Annotated in this window: 11 protein-coding genes; 6 read left to right on the top strand and 5 right to left on the bottom strand. The window is 62.2% G+C overall.

Going from position 1 to position 12,611, the window contains the following annotated elements; all coding sequences use genetic code 11:
- Positions 1–29: 29 nt before the first annotated feature.
- Positions 30–1,109 carry a tRNA epoxyqueuosine(34) reductase QueG gene (gene queG, locus KSS97_RS03790; protein WP_217861120.1) on the top strand — a complete coding sequence of 360 codons (1,080 nt, stop codon included), beginning with the start codon at positions 30–32 and terminating at the stop codon, positions 1,107–1,109.
- On the opposite strand, the gene KSS97_RS03785 is transcribed toward queG, so the two are convergent.
- Positions 1,091–1,705, bottom strand: a complete 615-nt coding sequence (locus KSS97_RS03785; protein ID WP_170866829.1) for a trimeric intracellular cation channel family protein — start codon at positions 1,703–1,705, stop codon at positions 1,091–1,093. The two genes, queG and KSS97_RS03785, sit on opposite strands and share 19 nt — an antisense overlap.
- Positions 1,706–1,951: 246 nt before the next feature.
- The gene (orn, locus tag KSS97_RS03780) at positions 1,952–2,494 is read right to left on the bottom strand and encodes an oligoribonuclease (protein WP_030140170.1); all 543 of its coding nucleotides are present in this window, start codon (positions 2,492–2,494) and stop codon (positions 1,952–1,954) included.
- A gap of 109 nt (positions 2,495–2,603) precedes the next feature.
- Here orn and rsgA point away from each other — a divergent pair, with 109 nt between their 5' ends.
- Positions 2,604–3,635, top strand: coding sequence for a small ribosomal subunit biogenesis GTPase RsgA (rsgA, locus tag KSS97_RS03775; RefSeq protein WP_217861119.1), 1,032 nt, complete (start codon positions 2,604–2,606; stop codon positions 3,633–3,635).
- A gap of 178 nt (positions 3,636–3,813) precedes the next feature.
- Here rsgA and motB read toward each other — a convergent pair whose 3' ends face one another.
- Both motB and motA read right to left on the bottom strand, forming a co-directional pair.
- Entirely contained in the window at positions 3,814–4,854 is a 1,041-nt protein-coding gene (motB, locus tag KSS97_RS03770; RefSeq protein WP_217861118.1) for a flagellar motor protein MotB, read from the bottom strand.
- Between the two features lie 162 nt (positions 4,855–5,016).
- Entirely contained in the window at positions 5,017–5,868 is an 852-nt protein-coding gene (motA, locus tag KSS97_RS03765; RefSeq protein WP_198797221.1) for a flagellar motor stator protein MotA, read from the bottom strand.
- 166 nt (positions 5,869–6,034) lie between these two features.
- Here motA and KSS97_RS03760 point away from each other — a divergent pair, with 166 nt between their 5' ends.
- The 4 genes from KSS97_RS03760 to KSS97_RS03745 all read left to right on the top strand — a co-directional run bounded on the left by KSS97_RS03760 (position 6,035) and on the right by KSS97_RS03745 (position 11,193).
- On the top strand, positions 6,035–7,573 hold the full coding sequence (locus tag KSS97_RS03760) for an HDOD domain-containing protein (RefSeq protein WP_217861117.1): 1,539 nt from the start codon (positions 6,035–6,037) through the stop codon (positions 7,571–7,573).
- 43 nt (positions 7,574–7,616) lie between these two features.
- On the top strand, positions 7,617–8,432 hold the full coding sequence (locus KSS97_RS03755) for a rhodanese-like domain-containing protein (RefSeq protein ID WP_030140174.1): 816 nt from the start codon (positions 7,617–7,619) through the stop codon (positions 8,430–8,432).
- A gap of 17 nt (positions 8,433–8,449) precedes the next feature.
- The gene (asd, locus tag KSS97_RS03750; protein WP_030140175.1) at positions 8,450–9,310 is read left to right on the top strand and encodes an archaetidylserine decarboxylase; all 861 of its coding nucleotides are present in this window, start codon (positions 8,450–8,452) and stop codon (positions 9,308–9,310) included.
- 122 nt (positions 9,311–9,432) lie between these two features.
- On the top strand, positions 9,433–11,193 hold the full coding sequence (locus tag KSS97_RS03745; protein ID WP_217861116.1) for a cyclic-di-GMP receptor FimW-related protein: 1,761 nt from the start codon (positions 9,433–9,435) through the stop codon (positions 11,191–11,193).
- Between the two features lie 168 nt (positions 11,194–11,361).
- On the opposite strand, the gene serB is transcribed toward KSS97_RS03745, so the two are convergent.
- Positions 11,362–12,576, bottom strand: a complete 1,215-nt coding sequence (gene serB / locus KSS97_RS03740; protein ID WP_217861115.1) for a phosphoserine phosphatase SerB — start codon at positions 12,574–12,576, stop codon at positions 11,362–11,364.
- Positions 12,577–12,611 lie beyond the last annotated feature (35 nt).

Below are 12,611 nucleotides of genomic sequence, written 5' to 3'. Positions count from 1 at the left end.
CGCATCTCAGCTCCGGTTTCTCTCGCCTCATGCCTGCCATTCCCACAGACCTTGCCACCCTCGCCCAATCCATCAAGGACTGGGGCCGCGAACTGGGTTTCCAGCAGGTCGGCATCAGCGGCCTGGACCTTGCCGAGCATGAGCAACATCTGCAACGCTGGCTCGAGGCCGGCTACCACGGCGAAATGGATTACATGGGCGCCCACGGCAGCAAGCGGTCGCACCCAGAGGAACTGGTGCCCGGAACATTGCGCGTGGTGTCCCTGCGCATGGATTACCTGCCGGGCGACACACAAATGGCCCAACTGCTCGCCGAACCGGAAAAAGCCTACGTATCGCGTTATGCGTTGGGCCGCGATTACCACAAATTGATCCGTAAACGCGTGCAACAACTGGCGGAAAAAATCCAGGCGGTCATCGGCCCTTTCGGCTACCGCGCCTTCGTCGACAGTGCGCCGGTACTGGAAAAAGCCATTGCCGAGCAGGCCGGACTGGGCTGGATCGGCAAAAACACCCTCGTGTTGAACCGCAAGGCCGGCAGTTATTTTTTCTTGAGCGAGCTGTTTGTCGACCTGCCGCTGCCGGTGGATCCGCCCCACGGCACCGAGCATTGCGGAAAATGCACCGCCTGCCTGGACATCTGCCCTACCAATGCTTTCGTCGGCCCTTACGTATTGGATGCCCGGCGGTGCATTTCCTACCTCACCATCGAATTGAAGAATGCCATCCCGGAAGAGCTGCGGCCGTTGATCGGCAACCGGGTGTTCGGCTGCGATGACTGCCAGATCGTCTGCCCCTGGAACCGCTTCGCCCGGCCGTCCGGTGAGAGCGATTTCAAGCCGCGCCATAACCTGGACAATGCCGGACTCGCCGAGTTGTTCCTGTGGGACGAGGAAAAATTCCTCAGCAGCGCCGAAGGCTCGCCCTTGCGTCGCGCCGGTTACGAACGCTGGTTGCGCAACCTGGCGGTGGGCCTGGGCAATGCGCCGTCAACGATTCCCGTGCTGCAAGCACTGGAGGCGCGGCGCGACTATCCATCGGAACTGGTGCGCGAGCATGTGGAATGGGCGTTGCGCCAGCACGCCGAGCGTCAGACTTCGTCGTTGTAGACGAACTTCGGCATTTCCCAATGGAAGCGGATTGCCAGGAGCCGCAGCAGGAAACCGCCGAACAAGGTGATGAGGATCGCCTGCTCGTTCGGCAGTTGCAGGAAGACACACAATAGATAGCACCACGCCGCGGCGAACGAGACGCTGGCGTAGAGTTCGCGGCGGAAGATCAAGGGAATATCGTTACAGAAGATATCCCGCAGGATGCCGCCAAACACACCGGTAATCACGCCGCTGACCGAGGCCACCAACATGCCATGGCCCATTTCCAGGGCCGTCATGCAGCCGATCAGGGTAAATGCCACCAGGCCCACGGCATCGAGCACCAGGAACAACGAGCGCAGATGGCGCATCCAGCGCGCCAGGAACACCGTCAGCATCGCCGCTGCGGTGGTTAGCACCAGGTATTCCGGGTGCTTGACCCAAGTCAACGGGTAATGCCCGAGCAGCACGTCGCGAACCGAGCCGCCGCCCAGCGCCGTGACACAGGCGATCAGCACCACGCCGAACCAATCCATGCCCCGCCGCCCGGCGGATAGCGCGCCAGTCATGGCTTCGGCGGTAATGGCGATCAGATACAGCATCAGCAACATGATGGCGGTCCTTGCAAGAAGGCGCGCAGTCTAGCCAGTTTGGGCCGGCACCAAAAGAGGGCAAGGTCCCGCCTCCTGCCTGAGCGTGGCGAGGGGATTTATCCCCGCTGGGCTGCAAAGCAGCCCCAAATACAATCAACACCGACCGGCCTGACACAACCAAACATCAGGTCGAGGGGCTGCTCCGCAGCCCAACGGGGATAAATCCCCTCGCCACAAAAGCTTGCCCGCCAGTCGCTTGGGGTTAGCTCAGAACTTGATGAAGTGCTTGCGGTAATGCTGCAGCTCGGCGATGGATTCACGGATGTCGTCCAGGGCCAGGTGCGTGCTGCCTTTCTGGAAACTGTCGCGAACCTCAGGGGCCCAGCGGGCAGCCAACTCCTTCAGGGTCGAGACGTCGAGGTTGCGGTAATGGAAATAGCTTTCCAGGGATTTCATGTGGGTATACAGGAAGCGACGGTCCTGGCAGATGCTGTTGCCACAGATCGGCGACTTGCCTCTTGGCACCCACTGCTCCAGGAAGGCGATGGTCTGTGCCTCAGCCTCGGCCATGCTGATCTTGCTCTCGCGAACGCGCTGGGTCAGGCCCGAGCCGCCGTGCTGGCGCGTGTTCCACTCGTCCATGCCGGCGAGGATTTCGTCGCTGTGATGAATCGCGATCACCGGCCCTTCGGCCAGGGTGTTGAGGTCGCTGTCAGTGACGATGGTGGCCATCTCGATGATGACATCGGTGTCAGGGTTCAGACCGGTCATTTCCAGGTCGATCCAGATCAGGTTCTGCGGGTTTTGCATGGGGGAGCTCCTCGGCTTAGCTGCGCAGTTTAGCCTAGGCAGCGTCTCGGGCGTGCTAAACTCGCGGCCGTTTTACCCTATTCGCTGCATTTCTTCATACGGAACACCCATGGCCAAACGCCAACTCAATCGTCGTCAGAACTGGCGCATCGAAAAGATCCAGGGCGAGCGCGCCGCCCGTGCCGCCAAACGCGAATCCAGTGCGGTCGAAGCCCTGGAGGGTGGCGATCTGGGTCCTGAACAGACCGGCCTGGTGATCGCTCACTTTGGTGTGCAAGTCGAAGTCGAGGCCCAGGAAGGCGAACTGGCCGGCCAGGTATTCCGTTGCCACTTGCGTGCCAACCTGCCGGCGCTGGTGACCGGCGACCAAGTGGTCTGGCGTGCCGGCAACCAGGGCATCGGCGTAATCGTCGCGCAATTGCCGCGTCACACCGAGCTGTGCCGTCCGGACAGCCGGGGCCAGCTCAAGCCAGTGGCGGCCAACGTCGACATGATCGTCATCGTGTTCGCCCCGTTGCCCGAGCCTCACGCCAACCTGATCGACCGCTACCTGGTGGCGGCCGAACACGCCGGCATCCGCCCGCTGCTGCTGCTCAACAAATTCGACCTGATCGACGAGCACAACGCCCCGGCGCTGAACGCCTTGCTGTCGGTCTATCGAGACCTCGGTTATCCGGTGCTGGAGGTCTCGGCCCATCACGGCAATGGCATGGAGCAACTGCAACAACAGCTGGACGGGCGCATCAGCGTGTTCGTCGGCCAGTCCGGGGTCGGCAAGTCTTCCCTGGTCAACAGCCTGCTGCCGGAGGTCGAGACCCGCGTCGGGCCGTTGTCCGAACTGTCCGGCCAGGGCACCCACACCACCACCACCGCGCGGTTGTTCCACTTCCCTGGCGGCGGTGAACTGATCGACTCACCCGGTATCCGCGAATTCGGCCTGGGCCATGTCAGCCGCGCCGATGTTGAAGCCGGGTTCATCGAGTTCAACGACCTGATCGGCACCTGCCGCTTCCGCGACTGCAAGCACGACCGCGAGCCCGGGTGCGCCTTGCTCAAGGCCTTGGAAGAAGGCCGTGTGCACCAGCAACGGATGAACAGCTACCGCTCGATCATCGCCAGCTTGCCGGAGAGCAGTTACTGAGTTGGCTGGACGCCTTTGTGGCGAGGGAGCTTGCTCCCGCTTGAGTGCGAAGCACTCACCTTGGATGGGGCTGCTTCACAACCCAGCGGGAGCAAGCTCCCTCGCCACAAAGGCAAGCAAGTCTCAAGCAAACCGATACCCACAAAAAAGCCGACATCGATGTCGGCTTTTTTGTGGGTCACTGCGCTGGCGGCTCCGCCGGCTTTGGCGCGGCGTCATCGAACAGGTTCAGGCGTTCGCGCAATTCATGGGCCGGCACGGGCTGTTGGTCCGCCGGCAGTGCGTTCGGATCCGCCGCCGCGCCGGGTGTTGTCGCCGGCGCCTCGCCTGGAGCGCCTTGGCCCTGGGCAGGGTCTGGCGCTGGATCGTCGGTCTGCGAGCCTTCGATGGCTTTCTGCGCCTTCTTGGTCAACACCACGATATCGATACGCCGGTTGACCGGGTTGAACGGGTCTTTGCGATCGAACAGCGCCGAAGATGCATAACCGACCACCCGAGCCACTTGCTCATCCGGATAGCTGCCCGCCACCAGGGCACGTCGTGCCGCGTTGGCGCGGTTGGCCGACAACTCCCAGTTACCGAAATCACCTTTGCCCACGTAAGGCTTGGCATCGGTGTGACCGCTGATGCTGATCTTGTTCGGCACCGCCTTGATGGTGTCGGCCATGGCCAGCAGGATGTCTTCGAAATACGGCTTCAGGCGCGCGCTGCCAGAGTCGAACATCGGACGGTTGTCGGCGTCCATGATCTGGATACGCAGGCCGTTCGGCGTGATCTCGAACAGGATCTGGTCCTTGAACTTCTGCAGCTCGGGATTCTCTTCGACCTTGTTCTGCAACTCTTGCAGGAGCAATTCCAGGCGCTCGCGCTCGACCTGCTCGGCCATGCCCTCGGCCTCATTGGCGTCGACGGTCGCCTTGTCGGGCTGGGGCTGGGACTTGACCTCGGGGTTGAGGGTATTTTCCGGCGCCAGGACGGGCGAACCGCCCAGATCAATGATGTACGGCGTACCGCTCTCGGAAAAACCGACCGGGTCCTTGAAGTAACCGGCGATGGCGATCTTCTGTTCCGGCGTCGCAGTGGACAGCAGCCACAACACCAGGAAGAACGCCATCATCGCCGTGGCGAAGTCGGCGAAGGCGATTTTCCAGGCGCCGCCATGGTGCCCGCCGGCAATGCGCTTGACGCGCTTGACGATGATCGGCTGGTTATTTTCCATAACGAGTGCTCTGCTTCACAAATACTGTTCCATTTTGACGGTGCCTGTTGCTGCCATACTGCGTTGCCGCTCCTCGCCATAGCGGGCTATGACTCGTCGCGGCGCCTTGTCTGGCAGCAACAGTCACTCGCCAAAAAAGGAACGTATTTGTAAAGCAAAGCACTAGCGACCGCGAACCGCTTGTTCCAGCTCGGCAAAGCTTGGACGGTGCGCCGGGTAGAGGACCTTGCGACCGAACTCCACCGCCAGGGATGGCGGCATGCCCGAGGCCGAGGCCACCAGGGAAGCCTTGATGGCTTCGTAGACGTTGAGTTCTTCCTTGGCATCGTGGGCCAGGGAGTGGGCCAGCGGGCCGAAGAAGCCATACGCCGCCAAGATACCGAAGAACGTACCCACCAGTGCGGCACCCACGTGCAGGCCGATGGAGGCCTGGTCGCCCTCGCCCAGGGACGCCATGGTCACCACGATACCCAATACCGCCGCAACGATACCGAAGCCGGGCATGCCGTCGGCGATGCCGTTGACCGCGTGGGATGGGTGCTCCAAGTCTTCCTTGAGGCTGTACAGCTCCATGTCGAACAAGCCTTCCAGTTCGTGGGGCGCCATATTGCCGGACGACATGATGCGCAGGTAATCGCAGATGAACGCCGTCATGCGCTCGTCCTTCAGCACCGAAGGGTACTTGGCGAAGATCGGGCTGGCAGCGGCGTCTTCGATATCGCCCTCGATCGCCATCATGCCTTCGCGACGACTCTTGTTGAGGATCTCGTAGACCAGCCCCAGCACCTCCAGATAGAAGGTGTGGCTGAAGCGCGAGCCAAACATGCTCAAGGATTTCTTGAGGACATGCATGGTCATGTAGCCAGGGTTCGCCTGGAGGAATGCGCCAAGGGCGGCGCCGCCGATGATCATCACCTCGAAAGGTTGGATCAGGGCTGCGATCTTGCCATGGGAAAGCACGTATCCGCCGAGCACGCTCGCGAACACGACAATGATGCCGATAATTTTAGCCATAGATAGAAAGTACTTATTTAAGTCGGGTTCAAGGTCATATTCGGAAGCTGAAAAATCTCTTCTTCTACTTATCGGCAAAACTGCGCCAGACTATAGCCAGTTCCGGCGAAAAGCCAATTTTGCCCCGCTCCGGGCGCAGATACCCATGCGATGATCACGTCCAACCATGGCTAACGAAACGAACGTTCCGACACCAAGACCGACCACGCTCGAAGGCTGGCTGAAACTGCTCCAGGGCGTTCATCTGCCGGTGCCCCAGGCCAGTCACGACCTCGTCTGCAAGGCGATCGCAGACAGTCGTCGCTCATTGCGCGACATCGCCGAACTGATGCAGGACAGCCCCGCCCTGGCCCTGAGCGTCATCCGCGAAGCCAATCATCACACCCATGGCACCCTGGCGGAGCCGGCGGAAAATCTCGAAGTGGCGATCAACCGCCTCGGCCTCAAGCGCACCGAGGAGCTGCTGGCGCGCCTGCCCTCGCTGCCGGAGCACGAGATACCGGTTGCCCTGCGCCAGGTGCAACTGATCAGCCAGCACGCTAGCCAACAGGCCAATGGTTTTTTTGCCAGCCGCCTGGCGCGGCTGTGGCAGGACATCCATTGGGGCAGCCTGTTGTTTCTCTCGCCGCTCTGGCCGTTGGCGCTGACTCATCCGCGCCTGCTGGGGGAGTGGGAACTGCGGGTGATCCATAAAGGCGAGCCCGCACGCAAGGTCGAGCGCGAACTGTTCGGCGTCAGCCTGCTGAAAATCTGCCTCGCGCTGGTGGAGGCATGGCGCCTGCCCATCTGGGTGGTGCAAGGCTATCGCCTGTTGCTGAATGAACGCCGCGAGCTGATTAAAGTGTTGCGCATTGCCCGCGACAGCGAACATCCGCTGCGCCAACAAAATCGACTGGATGACGACCCAACGCTGCGGCGCTGGCTCAACCAACCCGCCAACACGGTGCTGCTGGCCAACGGCCTGGCACTGTCGGCGCAACAGGCCTGGGACAGTCCGCACAGCGCTCGCTGGCAATACCTCACGAGCCTGTATCTGCAGATGCCGATGGACGAACTCCAGCAACAGCTCCACCAGCAAGCCGCCACCAGCGCCCGCCATCACGCCATGCCGGACCTCTGGCACCCGGCCGTGGCGTTGATCTGGCCCTGGGGCAACCGCCGTGTTCACCCTGGCTTGTTGCCAGCCGCGCCGCCCAGCGCACAGGACCTGAGCCAATGGCGCAAGCAATGCGCCGAGCTGCTGCTGGAGCCGAGCCCGTTCAGCAACGCCATGCACCTGACCACCTCGGCCCGAAATGCGTTGGTGGCGTGCGGCATGCGCCGGGTGATGATTTTGATGGCCGACCGCAGCCAGACCAGCGTACGCGTGCATCAGACTGCCGGCCTGCCCAAGGAAGCGGCGGCGATGAGCTTTTCCATCAGCCAAAGCAAAGTCTTGCAGCGCTTGTTGGCCCAGCAAGCCCAGGTTCGCTTGAACCCCGAGAACAACGCTCAATTTTCCGCCTTGCTGCCTCCGGGCCTGCGCGCCTTGTTCCGGGGCGAGCACCTGCTGTTGCGCTCACTGACCTGCAATGGGCGGGTGATCATGTTGGTGGTCGTGGACCAGGGCGGCGGGCCGTTCTCGGACGTGACCGTGCAGGCCTTCGGCAAAACCGTGCAATGCATCGAAAGGGCCCTGCACACCTTTACCAACCGCGGCCGCTGAACTTGCTACAATCCTTTCCCTTTGCGCCCCCAGGAGACCTCACATGCCTGACTTCTCTGGCTTGCCGCTGGTAATCGAGCCGAGCGAGCTCTTGCCGCGCCTCGATACGCCCAATCTGATTCTGGTGGACCTGACCAGCGCCGCGCGCTACAGCAATGGCCATATTCCCGGCGCACGATTCGTCGATCCGAAACGCACGCAACTGGGCCAGCCCCCGGCGCCGGGCCTGTTGCCGGCAAAGGCCGACCTGGAAGCGCTGTTCGGCGAACTCGGGCATGACCCCGGCGCGGTCTACGTGGTGTATGACGACGAAGGCGGTGGCTGGGCCGGGCGTTTTATCTGGTTGCTCGATGTGATCGGGCATTCGAATTATCACTATCTCGACGGTGGCCTGCTGTCCTGGCTGGACCTCGGCCTGCCAGTGTCGACCGAGGTCCCGGCGCCGGCCGGGGGTCCAGTCAGCCTGGTGCTGCACGAAGAGCCCACCGCCACTCGCGAGTACCTGCAAAGCCGTCTCGGCGCCAGCGACCTGGCGATCTGGGACGCCCGTGGCCCGTTGGAATATTCTGGCGAGAAGGTCGTCGCTGCCCGGGGCGGACACATCCCCGGCGCGGTCAATTTCGAATGGACGGCCGGCATGGACCCGGCGCGCAGCCTGCGCATCCGCAAAGACATGCCGCAGATCCTTGAACAGCTGGGCATCACGCCCGACAAAGAAGTCATCACACACTGCCAGACCCACCACCGTTCTGGCTTCACCTACCTGGTGGCCAAGGCGCTCGGTTATCCACGGGTCAAAGGCTATGCCGGTTCCTGGGGTGAATGGGGCAACCACCCCGACACCCCCATCGAGCTTTGAAGATTTAAGGACAGTTAATGAAAAACCGCTTGTTCATCCTTTCCCAGTACCTGCTGCCGCACCACCTGCTGTCGCGGCTGGCCGGCTGCATCGCCGAATGCCGCGTGCGCTGGTTCAAGAACGCCTTCACGGCCTGGTTCGCCAAGCGCTACCAAGTGGACATGTCCCAGGCGCTGGTGGAAGACCTCACCGCCTACGAGCACTTCAACGCGTTTTTCACCCGTGCACTGAAAGACGGTGCGCGACCCCTGGATCAGACCCCCGGCGCAATCCTCAGCCCCGCCGACGGCGCCGTCAGCCAGCTCGGCCCGATCGAGCACGGCCGGGTGTTCCAGGCCAAGGGCCACAGCTTCAGCGTGCTGGAACTGCTGGGCGGTGATGCGGCCAATGCCGCGCCGTTCATGGGCGGCGATTTCGCCACCATTTACCTGTCACCCAAGGATTACCATCGCGTGCACATGCCGCTGGCCGGCACCCTGCGGGAAATGGTCTACATCCCGGGCCGGATTTTCTCGGTCAACCAGACCACCGCCGAAAACGTCCCGGAGCTGTTTGCCCGCAACGAACGCGTCGCGTGCATTTTCGACACCGAGCGCGGGCCGATGGCCGTGGTGCTGGTGGGTGCGATGATCGTCGCGTCCATCGAGACCGTCTGGGCCGGGCTGGTGACGCCGCCCAAGCGCGAGCTGAAGACCTTCCGCTACGACGAAGTGGCCCGCGCGCCGATCCACCTGGAAAAAGGCGCCGAACTGGGCCGGTTCAAGCTGGGTTCGACGGCCATCGTGCTGTTTGGTCCAGAGCAGGTGAAATGGGCCGAGGACCTGGTGGCCGGCTCGCCAGTCCAGATGGGCCAGGCCCTGGCACTGCCGAACGCCTGAGTCATCCAGAATAGTCATTCCTGCCCTTGGGCAGGAATGACTATTCTCAAACTACATACCCCGCCTACAGCTGCTAGAGTTGGAAACATCCCTTTCATTTCCCGCCGGAGCCCGTCCACGGCATGAATGAGACCAGCCCTCTCCAGCTACTGCGCATATCGACACCGACCCAGTCGCGCCTGTCCTTTTGCGATGCCACGCCACGCGACCTCAAGCGTTGGATCGCCAACCTGCCCAAGGCCAACATCGGCGAAACCGCCCGCCTGCTATACCAGGCGCTCGGCGAGCTGAACCAACTGCTCACGCCCAGCGATAACCGCCTGCAATTGCTGGAGCTGCTGCGGCCTGAGGTTTATTACGTCTGCAAGCATCTTGAGCGACACTTCCTGCAACAAGCCATCGTGCTGGATGACCGCTCACGCAAGATCGTCAACCTGTGCCAGGCCCTGCAAGCCCACCTGGCAATGGGCTACAAGCAAATCGTCGGGCGAATCTCGGCAAAATTCTCCAAGGACCGGGCGCGCCTGCTGGCCACGGCATTGCAGCGGGCCACGCACGCCCTTGATGGAACCCTGTTGCGCGCCAGCCAGCTCTACAGCCCGGTGCCGGAGGGGCTCTGGCTCGATTTGCACCAACTGTACCGGATCGCTTGCCAACACAAATTGCAGCACCTGAGCGTCAGCGACGAACTGGCCAGCCAGATTCACGAATTGAATATCGAGCAGACCTACGTGGTTGCCCTGCTGTTGGGCGCTTCGCGCAGCAACCAATTGCGCCAGAGCCAGATCGCGCGGCTGGCCGAGGTCCTGGAACCGTGGAGCCATTGGGTCAAGCTGGACCCAGCCGTCACCGCCGCCATCCTGTTCGCCGTCGCACCGGCACTGGACGTCGGGCCGCGTTATCGGTCGAAATTCCGCGCCGAACAGCAACCCACCCTGCTGGGTTTCGACCCCCAGCCGTTGGTGCGCGCCATCACCGCCCACCTGGCACAACCTGTCGAGTCGACCCTGACGGTGCCCGCCGGCATGAGCGCCGATACGCTGCATCACTTGCAAGCCGCCTGGGGCGAGGCCGCCGAACGCAGCTTCCAACGCACCGAGGGCAACGGTACGTTGACGCTGTGCGTGGGCATGAGCGCGCTGCACTATTATCTTGGGGGAGAGCGCTCGTTCAACGAGATACTCAAGACGCCCGGCCCACGCAAGGCGCACTTCGAAGCCTCGCCGACAAAGAAAAATGACACCTGGGACCAGGCCTTCGACGCCGCGCCCACCGGTGACAGCGAGCTTTTGCCCTACGAAGAAATCGAGTATCCGGTCAACCCGGCCGACGACGATGGCGCCAGCTCCGACAACCGGCATCATTTCCCTACTTACGATCTGCCGATCATCAACCACAGCCCCGGCGGCTATTGCCTTGGCTGGCCGAAAGAGGTGCCGGAACAATTGCAGGCCGGCGAAATGGTCGGCATCCGGGACACCAATGATCAGAGCTGGAGCATCGCCGTGGTGCGCTGGATCCGCCAGGTGCGCAATGGCGCCATGCAGATGGGCATTGAGCTGGTCGCACCGCATGCCCAGCCTTGCGGCCTGCAATTGCTTCGCGAGCAGAACGAACAAGGGCACTATCTGCGTGGGCTGCTGCTTCCCGAGATAAGCGCCATCGACCTGCCACCCACCGTGATCGCACCGCGCCTGCCCTTCCAGGAAGGCCAGAAGGTGTTGATCAACACCAACGGCCAGGAACGCCGCGCCGGCCTGGATCGCCGGGTGACCAGCACCCACAGTTTCAACCAGTTTGCTTATCGCCAGGAGGATTCAGGCACCAGCGGGGAGGACGGTACGCAGGACGGGGATTTCGATTCGTTGTGGAAGTCGCTTTAAAATACGGCAGGATCACGTGGCGAGGGAGCTTGCTCCCGCTGGGCCGCGAAGCGGCCCTGAAATCTGACACACAGGTGTTTCAGGTTGGCCGCATTAGGCCTGCTGCGCAGGCCAACGGGAGCAAGCTCCCTCGCCACGAGTATGCGAAACTCACAGATCGGCGTTTGCTCAAACCTGCCCGTCGCGATCGCGGAAACCCAGCAAGTACAACACCCCATCCAACCCCAAGGTCGAAATCGCCTGCCGGGCCGACTGCTTGACCAATGGCTTGGCCCGGAACGCCACGCCCAGGCCGGCGATGGCCAGCATCGGCAGGTCGTTGGCGCCGTCACCCACGGCAATGGTCTGCTCCAGGCGAAGACCTTCCTTCTCGGCCAATTCGCGCAACAAGTCTGCCTTGCGCTGGGCATCGACGATCGGCTCGACGGCAACCCCGGTGACCTTGCCGTCCACCACTTCCAGTTCGTTGGCGAACACATAGTCGATACCGAGCTTGGCCTGCAGTTGCTTGGCGAAATAAGTGAAGCCGCCGGACAGGATGGCGGTCTTGTAGCCCAGGCGCTTGAGTTCGGCAAACAGGGTTTCGGCGCCCTCGGTCAGGCGCAGGGAGGCGCCGATGGAATCGAGCACGCCGACGTCCAGGCCTTTGAGCAATGCCAGGCGCTCCTTGAAGCTGGCGCGGAAATCCAGCTCACCGGCCATGGCTCGCTCGGTGATGGCCGAAACCTTGTCACCCACGCCCGCCGCCTTGGCCAGCTCGTCGATGACTTCGGCTTCGATCAACGTCGAGTCCATGTCGAACACTGCCAGGCGGCGATTACGACGGAACAGAGAGTCTTCCTGGAAAGCGATGTCGACGTTCAGTTCCTGAGCGACGCTGAGGAATTCGGCACGCAGCGCCTGGGGATCGGCCGGTTCGCCGCGCACGGAAAATTCGATACAGCCCTTGCCCTTGTCGGCCGGAGTGTCCAACGGCATGCGCCCGGACAGCCGGTCGATGTGGTCGATATTCAGCCCGTATTGGGCGGTGATCGAGCTGACGCGCTGCAACTGCTCGGCAGTCACCTTGCGGGTCAGCAGCGTCACGATATGGCGCTTCTTGCCCTGGCCGGCCACCCAATGCTGGTAATCGGCTTCGGACACCGGCGTGAAACGCACCTGCTGGTCGAGCTTGTAGGCCGTGAACAGGATGTCCTTGAGCACTGACTTGCTCTGTTCGGCGTCCGGGATTTCAACCAGGATGCCGAACGACAGCGTGTCATGGATTACCGCCTGACCGATGTCGAGAATGTTCACACCACCCTGGGCCAGAACGCCGGTAATGGCCGCAGTCAGACCCGGACGGTCGCTGCCAGTGATGTTTATCAGGACGATTTCGCGCAAGGCGCACCCCCGCAGGTGGAAAAAAACCGCATTCT

This window comes from Pseudomonas alvandae (genome assembly GCF_019141525.1).
GTDB lineage: Bacteria > Pseudomonadota > Gammaproteobacteria > Pseudomonadales > Pseudomonadaceae > Aquipseudomonas > Aquipseudomonas alvandae.
The sequence above is the reverse complement of the archived record's forward strand: the minus strand, read 5'-3'. Positions and strand labels throughout refer to the sequence as shown.

Coding starts and splice junctions, on each gene's coding strand:
- motB (WP_217861118.1), bottom strand. CDS start 4,854: ATGGAAAATAACCAGCCGATCATCGTCAAGCGCGTCAAGCGCATTGCC.
- KSS97_RS03755 (WP_030140174.1), top strand. CDS start 7,617: ATGCCTGACTTCTCTGGCTTGCCGCTGGTAATCGAGCCGAGCGAGCTC.
- rsgA (WP_217861119.1), top strand. CDS start 2,604: ATGGCCAAACGCCAACTCAATCGTCGTCAGAACTGGCGCATCGAAAAG.
- asd (WP_030140175.1), top strand. CDS start 8,450: ATGAAAAACCGCTTGTTCATCCTTTCCCAGTACCTGCTGCCGCACCAC.
- KSS97_RS03745 (WP_217861116.1), top strand. CDS start 9,433: ATGAATGAGACCAGCCCTCTCCAGCTACTGCGCATATCGACACCGACC.
- motA (WP_198797221.1), bottom strand. CDS start 5,868: ATGGCTAAAATTATCGGCATCATTGTCGTGTTCGCGAGCGTGCTCGGC.
- KSS97_RS03760 (WP_217861117.1), top strand. CDS start 6,035: ATGGCTAACGAAACGAACGTTCCGACACCAAGACCGACCACGCTCGAA.
- queG (WP_217861120.1), top strand. CDS start 30: ATGCCTGCCATTCCCACAGACCTTGCCACCCTCGCCCAATCCATCAAG.
- orn (WP_030140170.1), bottom strand. CDS start 2,494: ATGCAAAACCCGCAGAACCTGATCTGGATCGACCTGGAAATGACCGGT.